Annotated in this window: 20 protein-coding genes; 14 read left to right on the forward strand and 6 right to left on the reverse strand. The window is 70.3% G+C overall.

Annotated elements, in window-relative coordinates:
- Nucleotides 1–258: 258 nt before the first annotated feature.
- Both ABD893_RS03720 and ABD893_RS03725 read left to right on the forward strand, forming a co-directional pair.
- Entirely contained in the window at nucleotides 259–435 is a 177-nt protein-coding gene (locus ABD893_RS03720) for a hypothetical protein (RefSeq protein WP_345076191.1), read from the forward strand.
- A gap of 29 nt (nucleotides 436–464) precedes the next feature.
- Nucleotides 465–1,748 (forward strand): mannose-1-phosphate guanylyltransferase, encoded by a 1,284-nt coding sequence (locus ABD893_RS03725; RefSeq protein ID WP_345076192.1) that lies wholly within the window; start codon nucleotides 465–467, stop codon nucleotides 1,746–1,748.
- Between the two features lie 109 nt (nucleotides 1,749–1,857).
- Here ABD893_RS03725 and ABD893_RS03730 read toward each other — a convergent pair whose 3' ends face one another.
- Together ABD893_RS03730 and ABD893_RS03735 are read right to left on the reverse strand one after the other, a co-directional pair.
- Complete coding sequence (locus ABD893_RS03730) at nucleotides 1,858–2,613, reverse strand: response regulator transcription factor (protein WP_345076193.1); 756 nt, start codon at nucleotides 2,611–2,613, stop codon at nucleotides 1,858–1,860.
- Nucleotides 2,598–3,881, reverse strand: coding sequence for a sensor histidine kinase (locus ABD893_RS03735; protein ID WP_345076194.1), 1,284 nt, complete (start codon nucleotides 3,879–3,881; stop codon nucleotides 2,598–2,600). Before ABD893_RS03735 ends, ABD893_RS03730 begins: the two co-directional genes overlap by 16 nt.
- Nucleotides 3,882–4,024: 143 nt before the next feature.
- Between ABD893_RS03735 and ABD893_RS03740 the strand changes: the two genes are divergently transcribed.
- Nucleotides 4,025–5,095 carry a CPBP family intramembrane glutamic endopeptidase gene (locus tag ABD893_RS03740; RefSeq protein ID WP_345076195.1) on the forward strand — a complete coding sequence of 357 codons (1,071 nt, stop codon included), beginning with the start codon at nucleotides 4,025–4,027 and terminating at the stop codon, nucleotides 5,093–5,095.
- On the opposite strand, the gene ABD893_RS03745 is transcribed toward ABD893_RS03740, so the two are convergent.
- On the reverse strand, nucleotides 5,077–5,778 hold the full coding sequence (locus ABD893_RS03745; protein WP_345076196.1) for an NADPH-dependent F420 reductase: 702 nt from the start codon (nucleotides 5,776–5,778) through the stop codon (nucleotides 5,077–5,079). The two genes, ABD893_RS03740 and ABD893_RS03745, sit on opposite strands and share 19 nt — an antisense overlap.
- Before the next feature lie 142 nt (nucleotides 5,779–5,920).
- Between ABD893_RS03745 and ABD893_RS03750 the strand changes: the two genes are divergently transcribed.
- The 3 genes from ABD893_RS03750 (at nucleotide 5,921) to ABD893_RS03760 (ending at nucleotide 8,521) form a co-directional block, all read left to right on the forward strand.
- Entirely contained in the window at nucleotides 5,921–6,961 is a 1,041-nt protein-coding gene (locus ABD893_RS03750; protein WP_345076197.1) for a class II glutamine amidotransferase, read from the forward strand.
- A complete protein-coding gene (locus ABD893_RS03755) occupies nucleotides 6,958–8,043 on the forward strand; it encodes a CAAX protease (RefSeq protein WP_345076198.1) in 1,086 nt (361 codons plus the stop codon). Before ABD893_RS03750 ends, ABD893_RS03755 begins: the two co-directional genes overlap by 4 nt.
- Nucleotides 8,044–8,284: 241 nt before the next feature.
- Nucleotides 8,285–8,521 carry a hypothetical protein gene (locus tag ABD893_RS03760; RefSeq protein WP_299301094.1) on the forward strand — a complete coding sequence of 79 codons (237 nt, stop codon included), beginning with the start codon at nucleotides 8,285–8,287 and terminating at the stop codon, nucleotides 8,519–8,521.
- 21 nt (nucleotides 8,522–8,542) lie between these two features.
- On the opposite strand, the gene ABD893_RS03765 is transcribed toward ABD893_RS03760, so the two are convergent.
- Genes ABD893_RS03765 through ABD893_RS03775 form a run of 3 tightly spaced genes read right to left on the reverse strand, consistent with a single transcriptional unit; the run spans nucleotide 8,543 to nucleotide 11,591 of the window.
- The gene (locus tag ABD893_RS03765) at nucleotides 8,543–9,748 is read right to left on the reverse strand and encodes an ABC transporter permease (protein WP_345076199.1); all 1,206 of its coding nucleotides are present in this window, start codon (nucleotides 9,746–9,748) and stop codon (nucleotides 8,543–8,545) included.
- Nucleotides 9,745–10,521 (reverse strand): ABC transporter ATP-binding protein, encoded by a 777-nt coding sequence (locus tag ABD893_RS03770; RefSeq protein ID WP_425548331.1) that lies wholly within the window; start codon nucleotides 10,519–10,521, stop codon nucleotides 9,745–9,747. Before ABD893_RS03770 ends, ABD893_RS03765 begins: the two co-directional genes overlap by 4 nt.
- On the reverse strand, nucleotides 10,518–11,591 hold the full coding sequence (locus ABD893_RS03775) for an efflux RND transporter periplasmic adaptor subunit (RefSeq protein ID WP_345076201.1): 1,074 nt from the start codon (nucleotides 11,589–11,591) through the stop codon (nucleotides 10,518–10,520). The genes ABD893_RS03770 and ABD893_RS03775 overlap by 4 nt, the downstream gene beginning before the upstream one ends.
- A 194-nt stretch (nucleotides 11,592–11,785) precedes the next feature.
- On the opposite strand from ABD893_RS03775, the gene ABD893_RS03780 reads away from it, so the two are divergent.
- The 8 genes from ABD893_RS03780 (at nucleotide 11,786) to manA (ending at nucleotide 22,073) form a co-directional block, all read left to right on the forward strand.
- Nucleotides 11,786–12,796, forward strand: coding sequence for a serine hydrolase domain-containing protein (locus tag ABD893_RS03780; protein WP_345076202.1), 1,011 nt, complete (start codon nucleotides 11,786–11,788; stop codon nucleotides 12,794–12,796).
- 84 nt (nucleotides 12,797–12,880) lie between these two features.
- A complete protein-coding gene (locus tag ABD893_RS03785; protein ID WP_345076203.1) occupies nucleotides 12,881–14,224 on the forward strand; it encodes a hemolysin family protein in 1,344 nt (447 codons plus the stop codon).
- 210 nt (nucleotides 14,225–14,434) lie between these two features.
- Entirely contained in the window at nucleotides 14,435–16,186 is a 1,752-nt protein-coding gene (locus ABD893_RS03790; protein ID WP_345076204.1) for a pyruvate dehydrogenase, read from the forward strand.
- 123 nt (nucleotides 16,187–16,309) lie between these two features.
- Nucleotides 16,310–17,233 (forward strand): glucose-1-phosphate thymidylyltransferase RfbA, encoded by a 924-nt coding sequence (rfbA, locus tag ABD893_RS03795; RefSeq protein WP_345076205.1) that lies wholly within the window; start codon nucleotides 16,310–16,312, stop codon nucleotides 17,231–17,233.
- Entirely contained in the window at nucleotides 17,230–18,234 is a 1,005-nt protein-coding gene (rfbB, locus tag ABD893_RS03800) for a dTDP-glucose 4,6-dehydratase (protein WP_345076206.1), read from the forward strand. The genes rfbA and rfbB overlap by 4 nt, the downstream gene beginning before the upstream one ends.
- A 43-nt stretch (nucleotides 18,235–18,277) precedes the next feature.
- Nucleotides 18,278–19,705 (forward strand): sugar nucleotide-binding protein, encoded by a 1,428-nt coding sequence (locus ABD893_RS03805; RefSeq protein ID WP_345076207.1) that lies wholly within the window; start codon nucleotides 18,278–18,280, stop codon nucleotides 19,703–19,705.
- A gap of 116 nt (nucleotides 19,706–19,821) precedes the next feature.
- A complete protein-coding gene (locus ABD893_RS03810; protein ID WP_345076208.1) occupies nucleotides 19,822–20,868 on the forward strand; it encodes a hypothetical protein in 1,047 nt (348 codons plus the stop codon).
- Between the two features lie 2 nt (nucleotides 20,869–20,870).
- Nucleotides 20,871–22,073 (forward strand): mannose-6-phosphate isomerase, class I, encoded by a 1,203-nt coding sequence (gene manA / locus ABD893_RS03815; RefSeq protein WP_345076251.1) that lies wholly within the window; start codon nucleotides 20,871–20,873, stop codon nucleotides 22,071–22,073.
- Nucleotides 22,074–22,155: the final 82 nt, after the last annotated feature.

Here is a 22,155-nt window from a genome sequence, read left to right on the forward strand (position 1 = left end):
GACAGGGCCGGCCGCATCGACCAGGGGGGGGCGGTCAGTGCGCAGCTCGAGAGGTGGCGGCGGTCTCTCGGGATCGTGAACTCCTGCCCTCGAGAGCTCGCGCTCGAGCGCCCGTGGGCGCCGTGCACCGCACCGTCTCCGGGGCGACTACGAAGGCAGCTGGCGAGGTAGCTGCCCCGGATAGACTGCGGGTTTCCATGCAGGCAGGACTGGGATGACGGAGGATGCGGTGCCCGACAGGGGATACAGGGTGGGGGCATGAGCGCGTTGACCGTGGTGCTGGTGGCCCTCGCGGCGGTGCTCGGGTTCGCCTGGGTCATCTCGATCTACATCACCAACGTCACCGCCAAGCCCGGAGGGATCCCTCCATGGGTGATGTGGCTGGGAGCGGTGGCGCTCGTCGTCGCAGTGGCGGCACTCGCGACCAGTCTGTGAGCCCGTCGGGGCCTGGATATGCTCGCCGCATGTCGCAGGCTCCTTTCGTTCCGATCATCCCGGCTGGCGGTGCCGGCACGCGGCTCTGGCCGCTCTCGCGCCGCGCGCGTCCCAAGTTCCTGCTCGACCTCACCGGCAGCGGGGCCTCGCTCCTGCAGCAGACCGTGCAGCGGCTCGTGCCGCTCGCCGACCGCTCGCCGATCGTGGTCACCGGCGCGGTCCATGTCTCTGCGGTGCAGGAGCAGGTGGGCATCCGCGAGGTGCGGGACGACGTGCAAGGCGCGCGGCAGGGCGAGGCGCAGAGCGGCGACCCGACGCACTCGGCACGGATCCTCGTCGAGCCGTCCCCACGCAACTCGATGCCGGCGATCGCGCTGGCTGCCGCGCTGGTGGAGCGCGAGGAGCCCGACGCGGTCATCGGGTCGTTCGCGGCGGATCATCTGATCACCGATCAGCAGGCCTTCTGCGAGGCGGTCACAGCGGCACGGCGTGCCGCCGAGCTCGGCTACCTGGTCACCCTCGGCATCCAGCCCACTCATGCGGCGACCGGTTTCGGATATATCGAGCAGGGCGGGGACGCCGGGCCCGTCGGCGGCACGGACGGTGGCGCCGCGGCCCTGCATGCGACCGGTGCTCGGCCGGTGTCCCGCTTCGTCGAGAAGCCCGACAGCGAGACCGCGGAGCAGTTCTTCACCGCGGGCACGTTCTTCTGGAATGCCGGCATGTTCGTGGTGCGCGCCCGGGTGCTGCTCGACGAGCTGGCCGCACAGATCCCTGGTCTCGCCGCCGGTGTGCGGGAGATCGCCGCAGTGCATGGCACGGCGGACTACGACCGGGTGCTCGCCGAGACCTGGCCGCGTCTGACCAGCATCGCGATCGATCACGCGCTCGCCGAGCCGCTCGCCGCCGCGGGCAAGGTGGCCGTGGTGCCCGCGACCTTCGGCTGGGATGACGTGGGCGATTTCGCGGCGCTCGCCCGGCAGCTGCGGGAGAACGGCCCCGGCTCAGGTGCTGCCACTGGCGGCGCGAGCGGTTCCGCCTCGGCCGACGGTCGGGTCCCCGTGCTGGGCGCTCGTGCGGTCGGCGCTGCAGACTCCGACGTCCGGGTGCTGGGGAGCCAGGCCGTCGCCGCGCTGTCCTCCACGGCGACGGTCTACGGATCCACGGACCGCCTCGTCGCGCTGGTCGGAGTGCAGGGGATCAGCATCGTCGACACCGAGGATGCCCTGCTCGTGATCGCCGACGACGACGCCCAGCGGCTCGCTGGACTGGTCGCCCAGCTGAGCGACCGCGGCCGCGACGACCTGCGCTGACGCGGGGCTGCCGCTGCGTCCGTGCTGCGTCGATGCTGCGTCGACGACGCGCTGATACCGCAGCATCGGTCGTCTCTGACCTCTGATCTCCGACCCCAGCCGGCCCCCGTCAGCCACCCAGTTCGAGCACCCGGATCGCGAGCTGAACCCGGTTGGTGACCTGCAGCTTGTGATAGAGCCTGCCGAGGTGGGTCTTCACCGTGGCGACCGACATGAACAGGCTCTCTCCGACCTCCTGGTTGGCGAGCCCGCGGGCGACCAGGCGCGCCACCTCCCATTCCCGCTCGGTGATGCCTGCGGGAGTGGGTGCGTCTGCGGAGCTGTCGGCCGTCCCGACTCCGTCTGTCGTCTCGGCCCCCTCGGCGTCCGAGGTGCCGGCCGTGGCCGAGGCGGCGAGCCGCACCAGGCGCGTGAGCACCTCGGGGGAGAAGCGCGGACGGTCATCGGCGGCGTCGAGCACCGCCTGCACCACCTCTTCGGGTGGGGAGTCCTTGAGCAGGAACGACACCGCCCCGCCGCGCAGCGCTTCCAGCAGGAAGGTGTCGGTGTCGAAGGCGGTCAGCATCACCACTCGGGCGGCGCTGCCTTCGGTGCGGAGAATCTGCAGGGCCTCGAGGCCGGTCATGCGGGGCATGCGGATGTCCATCAGCACCACGTCGGGGGCCAGGGAGCGGATCTGCTCGAGGGCTGAGCCGCCGTCGGTCGCCTCTCCGATCACGTCGATGCCGTGGGCACCATCGATCATCAGTCGCAGGCCGGCGCGCATCAGCGCCTCATCATCGACCAGCAGCACCCGGACCCCGTTCTCCGGGCCACGGGCGGCCATGCCGTCCTGACTCTCTGCACTGTTCACCATGGCATCCATGCTTCCACCTCGAAGAGTTCGTCGTGTGCTCCGTAGCGTGCGTCTCCGCCCAGCAGGCGTGCTCTCTCCTGCACCCCGAGCAGTCCGTGACCGGTCGAGGCTGCCGCGGTGATCGGCGCGGCGGGCAGCGGGTTCCGTGCCTGCAGCACCACTCGCTGGTCCTCGCACAGGAGGGTCACCTGTAGAGGAGCGCCCGGGGCATGCTTGGCGGCGTTCACGGTGACCTCGCCGAGGATCCGGGCCAGCGCCACCACCGTGCTGCGGTCGCGGGCCAGGAGATCCTCCGCGGTCAGGCCCTCCCAGTTCAGCTCGACCTCCCGCCCCTCCTCCCGGCAGCGGTCCACGATGCCCTCCAGGGTCGGGGCGGTGGCCAGCGGCTGATCACCCTCGGTGCTGCGCAGTCCGGTCAGCACTGTGCGCAGCTCCCGGTTCGCCTGCTGCGCGGCGTCCCGCACCGTGCCTGCGGAACGGCGCAGCGCGTCGGGCGAGAGGTCCTCGCGGTAGGTCATGGCGCCCGCGTGCATGGCGATCGTGGCGAGGTGGTGGGAGATGCTGTCGTGCATGTCGCGGGCCAGTGCCGCCCGTTCCTCCGCGCGCACCCGGGCGGTGTCAGCCTCTCGCTCCCGCACCAGGGCGGTGGCCTCGCGCTCGGCGGCGGCGCGCTCCCGCTGAGCGGTCTCCCGCTCCCGCTCCGCCGAGGCGGTCCGCTCCCGCAGCGAGGCCAGGAGCTCGTGGCGGGTGCCCACCACGTGGCCGATCAGCAGCGGGATCAGCGCGAGCACCACCATCACCCCCACCGCAGAGAGCACCACGGCGTCCGGCTGGTCTTCGCGGAGCCGGGCATCGAGGCTCAGCGCCGTCAGGGAAGTGCCCGCGACCAGCAGGATCGTCCCGACATCGAGCACGGTGCGGCGCCGCAGCCCGATCCGGTAGAGAGCGAGCGCCGCCGCGGGCATCGCCCACACACTCAGCCCGACGGCGCCAGCCAGCAGCAGATGGGCCGCGCTGTGCAGCCGCCCCGGCCGCAGGAAGCGCAGCGGCCCGATCGCCAGGGTGGCGACGATCCCGACCAGCGCATCGAGCACGTACAGCGCGACCAGGCCGGCGGGCGGCTGGTCGGCGAACTCCACCAGCACCGCGCCGAAGCTGATCAGGAACAGCAGCATCCCCACGCCCGCGCCGACCAGGCTCTGCGCCACCGCGATCGCCCACTGATGCGCGCTGCGCACCGACGGCACAGCGGAGGAGCGGAGCACAGGGAGGGTCATGGAGCCAGCCTAGAGAGGGGGAGGCACCAGGCGGATCCGCCGCACGGCTGATGCCGCTGCCAGCGGGGTCGACCGATCGGCCGGGAGAGGTACGAGACGCACGGCGGATGCGGAACGGCCGACGGAACCGGCAGGATCAGGGGATGACCCAGCTCGATCAGCTTCCCCTGCCTCCGCCAGCTCCTCCTGCCGCCGCACCTTCTCCTGGTGCGGCGACCTCTGCTGCCGCACTTCACCACCACCCCGGCAACGCACAGGTGAGCCCGCAGCCGTACCACCGCGCTGCCCGCGCGATCCCGCATCGTCGTTACTGGTGGCGTCCGCTGGTGACCCTCGTCGTGGCCTTCGCGGTCTATGTCGTGATGAACCTCCAACTGCTCACGCCGCTGGTGATCGCGAGCGTGATCTGGCCGAACCTGGCCCCCAGCACGACCCTGATGGATCCGCTGAACCCCGTGGAGCAGCTGATGGGCCTCGGCATGCTGGCGCTGCTGATCCCGGCCGTGCTGGTGGGGACCCTCGCCGGCTACGGCCGAGCCGGGATCGCCCTGTCAGTGCTGGGCCGATTCCGCTGGGGACTGCTGGGCCGCGCGGCACTCGTGGTGGTCCCGGTGTACGTGCTGATCAACCTGGTGCTGAACCTGATCCTCGAGCGAGAGGCGATCGTGATGCCCCCGCTCAGCGCGAGCGTGATCGTCGCCTGGCTGGTGGCGCTCGTGCTCGCCCCGCTGCAGAGCGCGGGGGAGGAGTTCGCCTTCCGGGCCCTGCCGATGCAGATCCTGGGCACCTGGCTGCGGTGGCCGCTGATCGGGATCCTGGTCCCGGTGCCGCTGTTCATGCTGGGCCACGGCTACAACTGGCTGGGCCAGATCGACATCGCCGTCTTCGCGATCGTGATGGGGCTGCTGGCCTGGAAGACCGGGGGCCTGGAGATCCCGATCCTGCTGCACGCCGCGAACAACTGGACTTTGTTCGCGATCGCCCCGCTGATCCCCGGCTTCACCGAACAGGGGGAGGTCCGCCTGCTCGGCTTCGTGCTCGCGATGGCGCCGATGCTGCTGCTCTCGGCCGGGATCTGGTGGTGGTACTCCCGGCGCGAGGGCCTCGGGCTGTGGGAGCCGCAGCGCGGCAGCGTGCAGACCCTCCCCACGAGGATGCTTCCGGCCCGCACTCTGCCCGCGCAGCCCCCGCCAGCTCAGTCGCTCTCGGCGTAGACCCGCTCGCCCAGCGCAGCCATGACCTCGCGCCCGCGTTCGGTCTGCGGGAAGCGGTCCACGACCTCCTGCAGGGTCGCGGCGTCACCGCTGCTGCCGAACGCCTCGCTGAACGGCTGCAGGCGCACGCCCTCGACGAGGTCACCGATCAGCAGCGGGTCGAAGCCCAGCTCCTCGACCAGCGCGGCGACGATCTCCCCCTCTGGGGTCGGGCCGGCGATCGCGATCGCAGCCCGGGGTGCGGCACGGCCGGCGAGGTCCTCGAGGTCGTGATAGCCCATGTGATTGAAGGCCTTCACCACGGTGGAGCCGGGCAGCAGCTCCTGCACGAGCTCGCTGGTCGAGGCGCCGGGATGGGAGAACTGCTCGAGGATCCCGTCGGTCTCCCACCAGTAGTTCATGGCATCGACCACGAGCTTGCCGTCCAGGGCGTCGGCCGGGAGCGAGGCGTACTTGCCCAGCGGCAGCGCGAGGATCACCAGATCCGCCCGCTCGGCGGCCTCCCGGCTGGTCACGGGCTGCGCCCCGGGGGCGAGGATCTCGGTGATCAGTGCGATCTTCGCGGGATCACCGGACCCCGAGATCAGCACCTCGTATCCGGCGGCGGTGGCGAGGCGGGCCAGCACGGTGCCGATCTTGCCGGCGCCGAGGATTCCAAGGGTGCGAGGAGCAGGTGTGTTCACGCCCATCCCAACGCCGATGGCGGGCGCGTGCTTCCCGATGGTGAGCGGTCTCGCGCCCGTCGCCTCCGCCTGCCGCCGACAAGCAGTTCTCGTGGTGGTCCTCACTGCGCCCCCAGCCAGGAAGTTCTACAGTGGCGGGGTCATGTGCCGACTCTTCGCTCTCCATTCCGACCGCCCCGTCACCGCCGATCTCTGGCTGCTCGATGCGCCCTACTCCCTGCTGAACCAGTCGCGCTTCAACGCCGACGGCACCGGCCTGGGATGGATCGACGAGGAAGGGCGACCACGGATCCGCAAGCGCCCCGTCGCCGCCTACGAGTCCGAGGCGTTCACGGACTTCGCGACCACGCTTCGTACCCGCGCGATGATCGCCCACCTGCGCCTCTCCTCCGGCACCGGGCACTGCGAGGAGAACACCCACCCGTTCCTGCAGGACGGCATCATCTCCGCCCACAACGGGGTCCTGGAGGTCACCGACGAGATGCGGCAGCGGGTCGCCGAGCTCGACGCCGCCCAGCACGTCCAGGGCTCGACCGACAGCGAATGGATGGCCGCCCTGATCACCGGTGAGGTCGCCGCTCACGGCGGTGACCTGCGCGATGGGGTGACCGCCGCGCTGCGCTGGATCACCGCGCATGTCCCTGTCTATTCCGTGAACGTCCTGGTGATGAAGGGAGAGGAGCTCATCGCGGTGCGCCTGCCGGCGACCAACGAGCTGTGGATCCTCGAGCGGCCCGCCGCCGTCGATGCTCAGGACCGAGTCCTCGAGCAGTCCTCGGACTCGCTCGCCCTGCGTGCCCGCAGCGAGGACCCGCGCGGCGCGCGCTCCGTCGTCGTCGCGAGCGAACCCCTGGATGACGACCCCGCCTGGCGCCTCCTGGACTCCGGCGAGCTCGTGCACCTCACGCCGGGCGGGCAGGTGCGCAGCGAACGTCCCTTCGGACCGCTTGCCCATGCGCTCAGCATCGAGGACCTCGGCCTCTCGGCCGCCGCCTCCCAGGCCCACGCCGCGCAGGCCCGCGCCCACGCGGACCGCCGCCGGAACCTCGCGGCCGGAGCATCCCTTCAGACCGCCCTCGAGACCACTCCTGAATCCGCCACGTCGACTCCCCTCGCGGGCACCGACATCACTGCCGGCGCCGAGTCCGCGCGCCCCGACGAGAGTGCAGAGAACGCCGCATGAACCACCCCGGGACCGAGCGTCCTCGCCCCTATCACCGGCTCGCGACGCTGCGGCCGGAATGGTCCGCCAGGGCACGGCCCCTGCTGACCGTCCTCGCGGCCTTCATCGCCTATGTGGTACTGGCCTCCGTGGTGCTCGTGCTCACGATCCTGGTGCTCGCCCTCGCCCCGGGCGTGAACATCGCTATCGGTGTGACCAGCGGCGACCCGACCAGCCCGCTGGACACCGTGCTCGCGCTGCTGATGGGTGCCATGTGGCTTCCCGCCGGGATCGTGGGAGTGCGCATCGGCGGCTGGCGACCGCTCGGCACGGCGTGGTCTGTCGCGGCCCGGCTCCGCCGCGAGCTGCTCCGCCCGCTCGGCGTGTGGATGGCAGCGGGAGCGCTGGTGACGGTCGCGATCGCCGCAGTGGCCGGCCTGCTCGCCAGTTCCGCAGAGCCTGCGGGCGCAGCGGCCGACGGCGGCGCCCCACTGCTGCAGCTGCTGCTCGTGGTGGTGATCGTGCTGGTCCTGGCCCCGCTCCAGGCGGTGGGCCTCGAACTGACGCTGCGCGGCGTGATCCTTCAGGCCGTCGGCACCTGGCTGCGCAGCCCCGTGATTCCCTTCGTCGCCGTCGCCGGGATCTCGCTGATCGGCCGGCAGCTCACCCCGGCCGTGGTGATCCCGGCCCTCGCCCTGGCGCTCGCCGCGGCCGTGCTCGCCTGGAAGAGCGGCGGCCTCGAGCTTCCGATCATCCTCACCCTCACCACCACCGCCGGATCGCTGATCGTCTCCGCGCTCGCCGCGGGCACCGGCGCCGGGGCAGGTGCCTCCGCGCTCAGTGCCGCGGTGGCAGCCCCCGGGACCTCGGCCGCGGCGCTCGCCGACCATGGCGCGGCTGCCGGCCACGACGAGCTGGCCAGCGCCGGTGCGTTCGCGGGTCTTGAGGACGCGGCGCTCGCCGGGGGAGTGTCCTCCGCTGTCGCGGTGCTGCTGCTCACGGTGCTGCTCGTGGGGCTGATCAGCAGGCGCGAGGGGTTGGCACTGCTCGAGCCCGTCGGCCGGCCCGCCGACGACCCGGTGCCCGGACCTGTGCTGGTCTGAACCCGAGCTGGGCAGGCTTGTCACCGCCGACCAGTCACACCCGCGAGCTGCGCCGCGATGGCGCCGATCCACGGTGAGAACTGGGGTGGCCCCCGATGCTCCCCTCACCGATCGGTGAGGACACCGATCGCAAGTCTCCGCAGCCCGTCACACTCCCGGCGCGGCATACGTCAACACCATGAGAGCAGTATCGGCAGCGAAACCCACCGCCCGCCGTCCCCCGCGAGATGAGGATGAACCGATGAAGACCATGACCTGCCAGCAGCTCGGCGGACCCTGCGACCTCGCCCACCGCGGTGAGAGCGCGGACGACGTCATCAACGCCCAGGACAAGCACCTCAAGGAGGTCGTCAAGGCCGGCGACGAGGCCCACCAGGCAGCGCGCAAGGAGATGAAGTTCCGCTGGCTGCATCCCAAGCAGTCCCTCGGCTGGTACAACGACATGAAAGCAGCGTTCGCCGCGCTGCCCGAGGACTGACGGGCCCGGGCCGCGCGGCCCTCAGCTGCGGATCGCGTCGATCACCTTGATCCGGGTGGCGATCAGCGCGGGCAGCGCGCCGGCGAGGACGCCCACCAGGGTGGCCGCGCCGAGGCCCACCACCACCGCCTCCACGGGGAAGGGCGGCAGCTCCACCAGCCCGATGTCGGCGAAGTAGTTCGCGACGAACGGGGCTTTGACCAGGGCGATCGCACCGGTCACCCCGACGGCGCCAGCGAGCACCGTCGCGACCACCGACTCCATCAGCACGCCCACGAAGATCCGCCCACCGGTCGCGCCGTAGGAGCGTCGGATCCCGATCTCCCGCACCCGGAAGCGCACGGTGACCAAGGAGATGTTCACCAGGCCCAGCGCGCCGAGCAGCAGGATCACCAGCGCCACGGCGATGACGGCGTAGCCGAGCACCTGGAAGCCCATGTCTGCGGCAGACATCGAGCTGAGCTGGACGTCGAAGGAGCCCGCCGCGGTGCTGCGCAGCGAGGCGGCGAGGCGCTCGCGGATCTCGTCGGCCTGCTCGGGCGGCACCCACACCACATAGTCGGAGACCGCCGGGGCTTCGGTCCGGCCAGGCAGAGAACCGATGCTGCCGGCGGTGACATACGCCTGCAGCCCCCAGTCCAGCTCTGAGCTCGAGGGGAGCACCCCGACCACGATCGCCTGGTCGGAGTCGGTGGCACCGGTGTGGCCGTAGATCGTGACCGGCTCGGTACCCAGGTCCGGGCGTCCCAGCTGCTCGTACATCGGGGCGTTGACCACGAGCGCGGGGGCGAGGCGGCGGGCGTCGGAGTCTGCGAGCCAGCGGCCGTCGGCGACGGTGGTGCGGTAGATGTTCGCGTAGGCGGGGTCCACCCCGGTGAGCTGCGCCGACTTCACGCCCTGCGGGGTCTGCACGCGCAGCGAGTCGTTGACGCGGCGGGTGCGCTGGTCGATGCCGAGCCGGTCCAACTGCTCGAGCACCACCGCGTCCTGCTCCTCGGCGGTGACCTCGGCCGCGGCATCCAGCGGATAGATGGTCAGGGTCGTATCGCGGCCTGCCCAGGTCTCGGTGGTCTGGGTGAGGGCGCTGGTGAGCATGCCGCCGCCGCCCATCACCGCGGTGAGGGCGAAGACGGAGAATGCCACGCCGATCAGGGACAGCAGGATGCGGCCCTTGTTGACGCGCAGCTCGCCGTAGGCCTCGACGATCGAGGCGATCAGGCCGGTCATGCCACCGCCTCCCGTCCGGTGCGCAGGCCCGCGGTGGCCGACAGCGCTTCGCGCGCCCCGCCCCCGCCCCCGCCCGTCCCGTCTCGGCCGACAGCGTGCAGGGTCCCCTCGTTCAGCAGGAACGAGCGGCGGGACATCGCGGCGACCTGCAGGTCGTGGGTGATGGTGACCAGCGCGGCGTCGGAGTCGCGCGCGATCTCGTCCAGCAGTGCCATCACCGCCTCGCCGGTGGTGACGTCGAGCGCGCCGGTGGGCTCGTCGGCCAGGATCAGCCGGGGCCCTCGCACCAGGGCGCGAGCCACGGCCACGCGCTGCTGCTCGCCGCCGGAGAGGCGGGAGGGCTGCTGCTGGGCGCGGTCCGCGAGGCCCACCCGGTCGAGCATCTCCAGGGCGAGCTTCTCGCGGCGCCAGAACTGGCCGGCGCTGCCGTACATCAGCGGCATCATCACGTTCTCGAGCGCGGTGCGCCGATCCAGCAGGTTGAACTGCTGGAACACGAACCCGATCGATGCGCCGCGCATGCGGGCGCGTCGGCGATCCCCGAGGCGGGAGACGTCCACGCCGTCGAACAGCAGCTCGCCGCTGCTCTGGTGGTCGATCAGGCCCAGCAGGTTCAGCAGGGTGGTCTTGCCGGAGCCGGAGCGGCCGACGATCGCCACATGGTCGCCGGCCTCCACGGTCAGGTCGATGCCGCGCAGGATGTGCAGCTCCTCCCGGCTGGGCAGGCGCACGGTGCGGCGCAGTTCGCGCAGTTCGAGCAGGGGTGCGCTCACCACATCTCCTCGTTCATCATGTCGTCGGCGCCGTCGATGCCGGGTGCGAACTCGAGGATCTCCTGGCCCGCCTCGAGGCCTTCGGTGACCTCGATGGAGCCGTCGCCGCGCATCCCGAGGGTGACCTCGATCGCGACCGGCTCACCGGTGGCCTCGTCCAGTGCGTAGACGGTGCCGGCGGTGCCCTCGCCCTCCACAGCGGTGGTGGGGACGGTGAGCACCCCGGTGCGGGTACCGAGGTCCACAGTCACCTCGACGCTCAGCCCCGGGACCACGCGCGCCTCGGCCGGGACCGGGCACACCAGCTGCGCCGCAGAGACTCCGGTGCCGCCACCGGAGATCTGCTCGCCGGTGAAGGGATCGACCTCGGGATTCTGCGGCGCTGCAGGCTCTTCGATCTCGGAGTCCTCGGTGATGGCGGGCGCGGCGCAGGCCACCGGATCCGGGGTGTTGGGCAGCTGGGCGGTCGCCTTCAGCTCCTGGTCCAGCAGGGACAGCTGCTGCTCGGGGGTGAGGTCGGCGACGATCGAGTAGGTGCCCGGCGAGATGGTCGCGACGGTGTCGCCCTTGGCGAGGGCGTCCCACTCGGCGACCTCCATCCCGGAGAGAACGCCGGTGGCGGTGGCGACCAGGTTCACGTAGCGGTACTCGGTCACGGCGGGCTGTGGTGCGGTGCCTTCCGCGCCTTCCTCGCCCTCTGCGCCTGGCAGGGCCGGGATGTCGACGATCTCCGGTTCGACCTCGTAGCGCACCTGGAGGATGCGCTGGCCCTTCTCGACGGCGTCGCCGTTCTTCAGCCAGATCTTGTTGATCTCGCCCTCATCAGTCGCCTTCAGTGCGCTGCCCGCGTCGGGCTGGACCATCGCCGCGAGCACCAGCTCGGAGGAGAGGTCCGCGGGCTCCACGGCGACCACGGCGTACTGATCGAAATCGGCGCCAGGGGTGAGGGGATCCTCGCCCGCGGTATCGGGGCTGGAGGGAAAGAAAGCCATCTTCACCAGAGCCAGGGCGATCAGGCCGAGGATCAGCATCCAGATCACGGGGAAGACGTAGCGGCGCAGGGCGTCCATGGGCGCCTTTCGTTCAGGTCGACGGCGGTGCCGACGGGGGAAGGGACTGCGGAGCTGCGAGCGGCCCGAGGAGGGGAGCGGCGTCTGCAGTGCGCTCATTCTTACCGTTACGGAGTGCTCTGACCACCGACTTTGGTGGAGATCCGGGGAAGATCAGGGATCCCGGAGTGCGAGGTGGGCGGTACGGTCGATCCATGAACGCTGCCGCTGCTCCGTCCAGCCCCGCCGCCCCCAGTCCTGCTGATATCTACGCCGCCGCCGCTGCCAGCCCCGCTCCGGCTGCTGCCGGCGCTGCGCTCCCGGATCAGCTCCTGCTGCTCCCGCTGCGCCAGCGGATCCTCGAGCAGGATCTGGGCGTCTACGCGCTGCACCTGCACCGCGCCGGCCACGAGGAGATCAGCCACCGCTTCGCCGGCGACACCGCAGAGAACATCTACTCGGTCTCCAAGACGGTGACCGCGCTCGCCATCGGCATCGCCGCCGCGGAAGGGCTGCTGGATCCCGAGGATCTGCTGGCCGACCATCTCCCGGCGCCGGCCGGCGGGTACGGCCGCGGCATCGAGCAGGTGCGGCTGCGCCACCTGCTGACCATGACCTCCGGCTCGCCGGTGCTCGGCTTCCTCGAGGAGCATCGGGACCACCCCGATCTCTCCAGCCTGTTCCTCGGCACGGACCTGGTCGCCGAGCCGGGACAGCGATGGGAGTACTCCAACGGCTCGATCCTGCTGCTCTCGCGCGTGCTCACCGAGCGCACCGGGCAGAGCATGCGCGACTGGCTGATGCCGCGCCTGTTCGCGCCGCTGGAGATCCTGAACCCGCAATGGCACACCACCCGTGACGGCTACAGCTGGGGTGCCTCTGGCCTGCACCTCAAGAGCGGGCAGCTGGCACGGATCGGCAGGCTCCTGCTGCAGCGCGGCGAGTACGACGGCGCGCAGCTGGTGCCCGCCGCCTGGATCGATGCGCTGCACGCCGACGCCACCTGGGTGGCCACAGGAGACGCGGAGCCGGAGAGCGTCCACTACGGCCTCGGGGTCTGGGAGTGCACGCCCGACGGCGCCTGGCGGGCCGACGGCGCGATGGGCCAGCTGCTGATCGTGCTGCCTGCCCAGGACGCGGTCCTCACCGTCACCTCACGGCTGGAGGGCCGCGGCGCCGCCGAGATCCTCCGCGCCGTCTGGCAGGAGCTGCTGCCGCTGCTGTGAAGAGCGGCGGCTGGGAGCGGCGCATGCTGTGAGTTCTGCAGGATGACCCCAGTTCCCCGCGCCGGCCCCAGGTAGCGTTGCCCCATGGACTGGACCGTGCTGCTGAATCTCGCCCTCGTACTCGTGTTCGTGCTCATCGGCGGGCTGTTCGCGGGCTCCGAGATGGCGATCGTCAACCTCCGCGAGTCACAGATCAAGCAGCTGGAGGAGAGCGGCGCCAGCGGCGAGCGCACCGCGGAGATGGTGAGAGACCCGAACCTGTTCCTCTCCGCCGTGCAGATCGGTGTGACTGTCGCCGGGTTCTTCTCCTCCGCCTACGGCGCCTCCACGATCGCGCCCTCGCTGGTGCCGTTGCTGACGGATCTGGGTCTCGCGGAAGCGACCGCGGGCACCGTCGCGCTGATCGGGATGACCCTGGTCATCGCGTACCTTTCGCTGGTGTTCGGCGAGCTGGTGCCCAAGCGGCTGGCGATGCAGAACGCGATGGGGATGACCAAGATCGTCGGCCCGCCGCTGAGCATCTTCGGAAAGCTGATGCGCCCGGTGATCTGGCTGCTCTCCACCTCCACCAACCTCGTGGTGCGCCTGCTGGGCGGAGATCCCCACGCGAACCGCGAGTCGGTCTCCGCCGAGGAGATCAAGTCGATGGTCCGCAGCTCCGAGGCGCTGGACCAGGCGGAGTCGCGGGTGCTGGCCGATGTCTTCGATGCCTCCGAGCGCACTGTGGTCGAGGTGATGCAGCCTCGCCATCAGGTGCGTTTCCTCGACGGCGAGCTGACGGTCGTGCAGGTTCGGGAGGAGATCCGGGATACCGGCTTCTCCCGCTATCCGGTCACCGGGGAGGATGTCGACGACGTGCTCGGCTTCGTCCACGTGCGCGACATGCTGCTGGTCGAGAAGCCTGAGGAGACGTCGCTGGCGGCGCTGGTGCGGCCCATCGAGCACATACCCGGCACCGTCCAGGTGCTCGAGGCCCTGAACCGGATGCGCGCCCACGCCGACCAGATCGCCGTGGTGGTGGACGAGTACGGCGGCACCGACGGCATCGTGACCCTCGAGGATCTGCTCGAAGAGCTGGTGGGCGAGATCTACGACGAGTTCGATCGCGACAGCTGGCCCGTTCCTGGTGGTCTGGATCGAATCGTCGCGGCCGACGGCACCTTCGAGGGCGGGCTGATCCTGCAGGAGTTCGAATCTGCGACCGACATCGCCCTGCCGGACACCGGCGGATACGAGACCGTCGGCGGTTTCCTGATGGCTCAGCTGGGCAGGATCCCTGCGGCGGGGGACACCGTAGATATCGACGGCGGAGTGCTCGAGGTGGTCGAGGTCGACGAACGCCGGGTGCAGACGGTGCGGTTCAGCCCCACCACGGAGCCCGCAGCCGACGACGCTGAGAGTTCGCTCGAGGAGCCGGTCGGCGACTGAGAGCTTCGCGCCGACGCCGACACTGGTGCCAGTGCCAGTGCCAGTGCCAGTGCCAGTGCCAGTGCCAGTGCAAGTGCGTCCGCCGGTGTGAGGGCCTACCGATCGGCCTGTGCCTCGTGCGCCACCGGCCGCCGGGGCTAGGGTGAACAGGATGGGCACCGCGCCTGTGGCCGGTACCCACCTCGGACGCACCCCTTCAGGAGGCCCCGCATGACCCGCAGCACCTTCGCCCAGCTCCTCGTCACCCAGCTCCGCGATCTCGGCGTCGAGCGCATCTACGGGGTGGTCGGGGACTCGCTGAACCCAGTGGTGGACGCCGTGCGCACCACCGAGGGCATCGACTGGGTACACGTGCGCAACGAGGAGGCCGGAGCCTTCGCCGCCGGCGCCGAGGCGCGCCTGACCGGGAAGCTCGCCGTCTGCGCCGGGTCCTGCGGGCCGGGCAACACCCACCTCATCCAGGGACTGTTCGATGCCCACCGTGATGGTGCGCCCGTGCTCGCGATCGCCTCGCACATCCCCTCGGAGAAGATCGGCACCGGCTTCTTCCAGGAGACGCATCCTGAGGCCCTTTTCCAGGAGTGCTCCCACTTCTGCGAGATGGTCCACTCCGGCGCCCACGGCGCGACCATGCTTCACATCGCCGTCCAGACGGCGATCGCGAAGCAGGGCGTCTCCGTGCTGGTGCTGCCCGGCGATGTGGCGGATGAGGAGGTCGACGGGCCCTTGACCCGCGACCTCGCCACCGACCTCGGCTACGTTCAGCCCGCCGCAGCGCCCGTCGGCCGCCTCGCCGAGCTGATCGACGCCGCCAGCACCGTCACCCTCTTCACCGGGGCCGGGGTGCGCGACGCCCGTGAGGAGGTGCTCGCGCTCGCCGAGCAGGTCAAGGCCCCGATCGGCCACGCCTTCGGCGGGAAGGAGTTCATGCAGTATGACAACCCGTATGACGTGGGCATGAGCGGGCTGCTCGGCTACGGCGCCTGCTACGACGCCATGCATGAGGCGGATCTGGTGATCCTGCTGGGCACCGACTTCCCCTACAGCGAGTTCCTCCCGGGGCCGGGTGGGAAGAACCCTCCGAAGATCGTGCAGATCGACGCCGACGCCTCGCGCCTGGGCCGGCGCGTGCCGCTGGACCTCGCGATCCATGGCGACGTCGCCCTCGCCCTGCAGGCCGTGATGCCGCTGCTGACCCGGGAGAAGAACGCCCGCTTCCTGCACGGCCAGCTGAAGGCCCACCACAAGGCCCTCACCGGCGTGGTCTCCGCGTACACCAAGAACGTCGAAAAGATGACGCCGATCCACCCCGAGTTCGTCGCCGCGACGCTCGATGACCTCGCCACCGACGATGCCGTCTTCACCGTCGACACCGGCATGTGCAACGTCTGGGGCGCCCGCTACATCACCCCCAACGGGCGGCGTCGTCTTTTCGGCTCGTGGCACCACGGCAGCATGGCCAATGCACTCCCGCAGGCGATCGGCGCCTCGATGGCTTTCCCGCAGCGTCAGGTGATCTCCATGAGCGGGGATGGCGGGCTCGGGATGCTGATGGGGGAGCTGCTGACCGTGAAGCTCCACGACCTGAACATGAAGATCGTCGTCTTCAACAACTCCAGCCTCGGCATGGTCAAGCTCGAGATGCTGGTGGAGGGACTGCCGGACTACGGCACCGACCATGAGGACGTCGACTATGCGGCGATCGCCGGAGCGATCGGCATCGGGGCGGTGCGCATCACCGACCCGAAGAAGCTGAAGAAGCAGCTCGCCGACGCGCTCGCCACGCCTGGCCCGGTGCTGATCGATGTGGTGACCGATCCGGATGCGCTCTCGATGCCTCCGAAGATCACCGCGCAGCAGATCCGCGGCTTCGCGCAAGCCTCGACGAAGATCGTGCTCGGCGGCGGGGTGGGGAAAATGCTCGACATGGCCGCGACGAACCTGCGCAACATGCCGCGGTGAGAAGCACGCAGCGCTGCGCGACGTGCCGCGCTGAGGAGCCTGCGGCACGGGACGGACGCCCGTTCCGCGCACTGGATGTCCGAATTGGATGCATTTGCCCGAAAAGGCTGGCATACTGCGGTCATGAGAGGGATCATTCTGGCCGGCGGCACCGGGTCGCGACTGCACCCGCTGACGATCGGCGTCTCCAAGCAGCTCATGCCGGTCCACGACAAGCCGATGATCTACTACCCGCTGAGCACACTGATGCTTGCGGGTATCAGGGACATCCTGATCATCACCACCCCCGAGGATCAGTCCGCCTTCCAGCGGGTCCTGGGGAACGGGGAGCGCTTCGGTGTGAACCTGGAGTACACCGTGCAGCCGAGCCCCGATGGGCTGGCGCAGGCCTTCACCCTCGGCGAGGAGTTCCTCCAGGGAGGAAAGGCCGCCCTGGTGCTGGGTGACAACCTGTTCTACGGGCAGGGCATGGGAGCTCAGCTGCGACGCTACGAGGACCTCGTGGGCGCTGCGGTGTTCGGCTACTGGGTCAACGACCCCCGCGCCTATGGCGTGGTGGAGATGGGGCAGGACGGTCGGGCGGTCTCCCTCGAGGAGAAGCCGTCGGCCCCTCGCTCCAACTATGCGGTGCCGGGCCTGTACTTCTACGACGAGACGGTCGTGGAGCGCGCGAAGGCGCTGCGTCCCTCGGAGCGTGGGGAGCTCGAGATCACCGATCTGAACCGGGGCTATCTCGAGGACGGCTCCCTGCACGTCGAGGTGCTCACCCGCGGCACCGCCTGGCTGGACACCGGCACCTTCGATGACCTGGCAGCTGCCGGCGACTTCATCCGCACGGTCCAGCAGCGGCAGGGGCTGACGATCGGCGCCCCCGAGGAGGTGGCCTGGCGGATGGGATATCTCAGTGACGAGGAGCTGCGCGAACGGGCGCTCCCGCTGGTGAAGTCCGGTTATGGGCGATTCCTGCTCGACGCCCTCGAACGCGAGCTCGCGGACCGTCCCCTCGATCTCAGCCCCTCGGCAGCGGCGCTGCGGGCCACGGCATGACCACCCGCCATCTGCTGGTCACCGGTGGGGCCGGGTTCATCGGTTCTGCGTTCGTCCATCACGTCATGGAGCACACGGATGACACCGTGACCGTGCTGGACAAGCTCACCTATGCAGGCCATCGGTCATCGCTCGCAGATCTGCCCTCCTCCCGGGTGCGCCTGGTGGTGGGGGATGTGGCGGATGCGGCGGTGGTGGACCCGCTGGTCGCAGAGGCTGATGTGGTGGTCCACTACGCGGCGGAGTCCCACAACGACAACTCGCTGGATGATCCCGCGCCGTTCCTGCAGTCCAACCTGATCGGCACCTTCACTCTGCTGGAGGCGGTGCGCAGGCATGGGACCCGCTTCCACCACATCTCGACCGACGAGGTGTACGGCGACCTGGCGCTGGACACCCCGGAGCGGTTTACCGAGTTCACCCCGTACAACCCCTCCAGTCCGTACTCGGCCACCAAGGCCGGCAGCGATCTGCTGGTGCGGGCATGGGTGCGGTCCTTCGGGATCGAGGCGACGATCTCGAACTGCTCGAACAACTACGGTCCGCGTCAGCACGTGGAGAAGTTCATCCCGCGCCAGATCACGAACCTGATCGACGGGATCCGGCCCCGCCTCTACGGGGCAGGGCTCAACGTGCGCGACTGGATCCATGCCGATGACCACTCCAGCGCCGTGCTGCGCATCCTGCAGGCGGGGGAGATCGGCCGGACCTACCTCATCGGGGCTGATGGGGAGAAGAACAACAAAGAAGTCGTGGAGCTGATCCTGGGGATGATGGGCCGGGAGAGCGACGACTACGACCACGTCACCGACAGGCCCGGCCACGACCTGCGCTACGCGATCGACGCGACGGCGCTGCGTGAGGAGCTGGGATGGGTTCCCCGCTTCCGGGACTTCGAGGCAGGCCTCGCGTCGACCATCCTGTGGTACCGCGATAATGAGGCATGGTGGCGTCCGCAGAAGGCGGCCACCGAGGCGAAGTACCAGGCCGTCGGGCAGTGATGTCGCGATCGCTCCTCCCGCCTCCTGCGATCGAGAGGACCCGATGAGCGAGCTGGCTGTGCACACCACCGAGATCCCGGGGCTGCTGGTGATCGACCTGCCCGTGCATGGCGATGCGCGGGGCTGGTTCAAGGAGAACTGGCAGCGGGAGAAGATGCTCGCCGCGGGCCTGCCCGATCTCGGTCCGGTGCAGAACAACATCTCCTTCAACCAGGCCGTCGGCGTGACCCGCGGGATCCACGCGGAACCGTGGGACAAGTACATCTCGGTGGCGACCGGGCGGGTCTTCGGAGCCTGGGTGGACCTGCGTGAGGGGCCCTCGTTCGGGGCGAGGTACTGGCGCGAGATCGGTCCTGAGGTGGCGATCTTCGTGCCGCGCGGGGTGGGCAACGCTTTCCAGACGCTCGAGGCGCCGGCCGCCTACACCTATCTCGTCAACGATCACTGGTCCGAGGCGGCGCAGACGCAGTACACCTTCCTGCACCTGGCCGATGAGACCGCTGCGATCCCCTGGCCGATCCCGCTAGCAGACGCCGAGCTCTCCGCGAAGGACCAGCACCACCCGCGGCTTGCGGACGTGGTCCCCGTGCCGCCGCGCCGCACCCTGGTGATCGGCGGGAACGGCCAACTGGGTCGGGCCCTGGCCGCGCTCTGGAAGGGCCGCTCCGACGTGGACATCGTGGGCCGGGACCGCCTGGACCTCGCCGATCCCGCGAGCCTTGAGGCCTTCGACTTCTCCCCCTACGGGGTGATCGTCAACGCGGCTGCGTACACCGCCGTCGACACTGCCGAGACGCCAGCGGGCAGGCGGGAGGCGTGGGCGGTGAACGTCACCGCCGTCGGTCGCCTGGTCGAGGCCGCACGCACCCACCGGGCCACGCTCGTCCACGTCTCGAGCGACTACGTCTTCGATGGCGCCGCCGTGCTGCATGACGAGGACGAGCCGCCGAGCCCGCTCGGGGTCTACGGGCAGACCAAAGCCGCCGGCGACCAGCTCGTCGCGACCCTGCCCTCGCACTATCTCCTCCGTACCAGCTGGGTGATAGGGGAGGGCAGCAACTTCGTCGCGACCATGGCGAGCCTCGCCGAGCGCGGCGTCGACCCCGTGGTGGTCGATGACCAGATCGGCCGGCTCGCCGTCACCACCGATCTCGCCGCAGGGATCGACCATCTGGTCACGACCCGTCCCGCCCCCGGGGCGTACAACCTCACCAATGACGGCGACCCTTTGAGCTGGGCACAGATCGCTGCCGAAGTCTTCGCCCTGACCGGTCATGACCCAGCCCGGGTACGAACCGTGAGCACCGCTGAGTACTACGCAGGCAAGGACGGGATCGCCCCCAGACCTGCCCGCTCCGCCCTGGATCTCACGAAGATCCGGTCCACGGGGTTCGTGCCGCGGGAGCAGCTGGCAGCACTCGCCGATCACCTCGCGCAGCAGCGGGCGACGAGCGCCTCGCCGACATCCTGAACCCCGATCGGCACCTCGAGCTGGCACGGCACCCCTCCGTTCCGCCCGTCACCGGCAGCAGGGTGTGGAATGCTGGGCTCTCGGGAGAGATCGCATGTCAGAAGGGGGCGCCGACCATGGCTCTGATCCATCCGCGCAGCCTCGAACGCTGGCAGGAGTGGCGCAGTTCCCGGCGCCGGATACCCGGCATCCACCGGACCCAGTCCGCCTCCGGACCGCGGGCGCTGGCCCCGCAGGGCTATGTGCTGCACACCCGCGAGGGGGATGGCTCGGCCCGCACGCTGCTCGGCATCGACACCGCTGCAGGGGCGAAGCACGGTGGGCTCCCCGCAGTGCTGCCCTACATCCAGGGCTCGGCGCTCGTGATCACGCCCGTTGGTCTGGCCCTGGAGGAGCTGAACGGTCCCCAGTGGCAGCACCAGCGCCTGGATGTCCCGGCCGCCGCGCTGGACGGCCTCGGCATCACCTCGGTGCTCACCCTCGGCTGGGACCAGGAGGTGGGGCGCAGCCTGCATGCCTGGGCGCGTGAGGCGGACGTCCCTGGCGCCGTCGTCCAGCATGATGTGCTCACTCCGTTCGCGCCCCCGCTGCCACCTCAGACCACCCTGCTGGCCTGGAGCGACGAGGATGGCGAGTTCCATCGCGCTGACCGCGACGACGTCGAGGTGCGGGTGGTCGGCTCCCAGCGGCTGTGGCAGGCGGGCCACGATGCGACCGGGACCGAGCCGGTGCGCGAGGAGCGCCCGGTCTTCCTGGGCCAGCTCTCGGCGATCGAACTGCCGCGTCGCATCACCCTCGCGGCCGCCCACGGATACTGCCGCTCCACCGGCGCTCTCTACCAGCCCGGCCCGCAGGAGACCGACCGGGCCGCCCGCGCCGCCCACGCGCTGCTGCGCCGACGCGGCGTCGAGCTCCAGGATCCCTCGCTCACCGTGGCCGAACAGCACCGGCCCGTGGTCTCCGTGTTCTCCGCCGATATTCTCGAGGCCGCGGTGCGGGGGCTCCCGGCTTGGGTCCATGCTCCGCGCGCGCCCGCCTGGGTCGGTGAGCATTGGGAGCGCTACGGGATGCGTCCGCTCGGCGAGGAGCAGACTGCGCCGCCGACGGTCGGTGCCGACGAGCCGGCTCGACTGATCGCGCAGATCCTCGAGGGCAGTACGTGAGCATGTTCGACCTGACCGGCCACCTCCAGCACTACGAGTGGGGCTCGAAGACGGCGTTGCCCGATTTCCTGGGACAGGAGGCCGACGGCGAGCCCTGGGCAGAGGTCTGGTTCGGTGCGCATCCGCTGGCGCCGGCGACCGTCCCCGGTGGGGCCCGGTTGGATGAGGTGCTCGCCGCCGAGCCCGATCGGATGCTCGGCAGCGACGTCGCCCGAGCGTTCGGCGGCCGGCTTCCCTATCTGCTCAAGGTGATCGCCGCGGAACGGCCGCTCTCGCTGCAGGTGCACCCCACCCGGGAGCATGCCGCGGAGTCCTTCGCCGCGGAGAGCGCTGCCGGGATCGCCCTGGACTCGCCGCTCCGCACCTATCGGGACGCGAACCACAAGCCCGAGATGCTGATCGCGCTGACGCCGTTCACCGCGCTGTGCGGATTCCGCACTCCGCGCCGTGCCGCGGTGATCCTCGACGGGCTCGGGACCGATCTCACCGACCGGCTGCACCGCCTGCTGATCGAGAACCCCACCGCTCACGGCATGCGTGCCGCCTTCCGCACTCTGGTCTCCACCTCGCTGCGGCCGGCCACCTCCGCGGTGGACGAGGTGGTTGAGGCCTGCAGGGCTCGGTCCGAGGCCGGGACCTCCCCGTCTCCACGCATCGACCGCTCCGTGACCCTGCTGGCGGAGCACCACCCTGGAGATTCGGGAGTGGTCGCAGCCCTGTTGCTGAACCCGGTGTCCCTGCAGCCCGGGGAGGCGATGTTCGTGCCCGCCGGGGCGCTGCACTCGTACATCCGCGGCACCGGGATCGAGATCATGGCGGCCAGCGACAACGTGCTGCGTGCAGGCCTGACCCCGAAGCGGGTCGATGCCGATGAGGTCCTGCAATGCGTGAGCGTCACCGCCACGCCTCCGCTGCGGGTCGCCCCGGAGCGGCAGAATCCCACCTCGATCGCCTACTACGCCCCGGTCGACGACTTCGAGCTCGCCGTCACGGAGCTCACCGACCCGCTCGGGTCACCGATCGAGCCGCATCCGATCCCCGGCACTGGGCCCCGGATCGTGCTGGGCCTCGGGGGAGCGACCACGTTGGTGACCTCTGCCGGGAGCCATCCGCTGCGGGCTGGCCAGGCGGTCTTCGTCCCGGCGGCCGACGGACCGCTGCGTGCCTGGGGCGCCGGCAGCTTCGCACAGGCCAGTGTGCCGTGATGTGCGCAGGCCAGCGCTGCATAATTCGCGCAGGCCAGCGTGAGGTGGGCACCTACGGGCGCGGGATGGCCGCACCCGCGGA

This window comes from Brachybacterium paraconglomeratum (assembly GCF_039541415.1).
GTDB classification, from domain to species: domain Bacteria; phylum Actinomycetota; class Actinomycetes; order Actinomycetales; family Dermabacteraceae; genus Brachybacterium; species Brachybacterium paraconglomeratum_A.

Bases quoted from the DNA above. Each gene is read 5' to 3' on its own strand.
- ABD893_RS03720 (WP_345076191.1), top strand. From the start codon at position 259: ATGAGCGCGTTGACCGTGGTGCTGGTGGCCCTCGCGGCGGTGCTCGGG.
- ABD893_RS03725 (WP_345076192.1), top strand. From the start codon at position 465: ATGTCGCAGGCTCCTTTCGTTCCGATCATCCCGGCTGGCGGTGCCGGC.
- ABD893_RS03730 (WP_345076193.1), bottom strand. From the start codon at position 2,613: ATGGATGCCATGGTGAACAGTGCAGAGAGTCAGGACGGCATGGCCGCC.
- ABD893_RS03735 (WP_345076194.1), bottom strand. From the start codon at position 3,881: ATGACCCTCCCTGTGCTCCGCTCCTCCGCTGTGCCGTCGGTGCGCAGC.
- ABD893_RS03740 (WP_345076195.1), top strand. From the start codon at position 4,025: ATGACCCAGCTCGATCAGCTTCCCCTGCCTCCGCCAGCTCCTCCTGCC.
- ABD893_RS03750 (WP_345076197.1), top strand. From the start codon at position 5,921: ATGTGCCGACTCTTCGCTCTCCATTCCGACCGCCCCGTCACCGCCGAT.
- ABD893_RS03755 (WP_345076198.1), top strand. From the start codon at position 6,958: ATGAACCACCCCGGGACCGAGCGTCCTCGCCCCTATCACCGGCTCGCG.
- ABD893_RS03760 (WP_299301094.1), top strand. From the start codon at position 8,285: ATGAAGACCATGACCTGCCAGCAGCTCGGCGGACCCTGCGACCTCGCC.
- ABD893_RS03765 (WP_345076199.1), bottom strand. From the start codon at position 9,748: ATGACCGGCCTGATCGCCTCGATCGTCGAGGCCTACGGCGAGCTGCGC.
- ABD893_RS03775 (WP_345076201.1), bottom strand. From the start codon at position 11,591: ATGGACGCCCTGCGCCGCTACGTCTTCCCCGTGATCTGGATGCTGATC.
- ABD893_RS03780 (WP_345076202.1), top strand. From the start codon at position 11,786: ATGAACGCTGCCGCTGCTCCGTCCAGCCCCGCCGCCCCCAGTCCTGCT.
- ABD893_RS03785 (WP_345076203.1), top strand. From the start codon at position 12,881: ATGGACTGGACCGTGCTGCTGAATCTCGCCCTCGTACTCGTGTTCGTG.
- ABD893_RS03790 (WP_345076204.1), top strand. From the start codon at position 14,435: ATGACCCGCAGCACCTTCGCCCAGCTCCTCGTCACCCAGCTCCGCGAT.
- rfbA (WP_345076205.1), top strand. From the start codon at position 16,310: ATGAGAGGGATCATTCTGGCCGGCGGCACCGGGTCGCGACTGCACCCG.
- rfbB (WP_345076206.1), top strand. From the start codon at position 17,230: ATGACCACCCGCCATCTGCTGGTCACCGGTGGGGCCGGGTTCATCGGT.
- ABD893_RS03805 (WP_345076207.1), top strand. From the start codon at position 18,278: ATGAGCGAGCTGGCTGTGCACACCACCGAGATCCCGGGGCTGCTGGTG.
- ABD893_RS03810 (WP_345076208.1), top strand. From the start codon at position 19,822: ATGGCTCTGATCCATCCGCGCAGCCTCGAACGCTGGCAGGAGTGGCGC.
- manA (WP_345076251.1), top strand. From the start codon at position 20,871: ATGTTCGACCTGACCGGCCACCTCCAGCACTACGAGTGGGGCTCGAAG.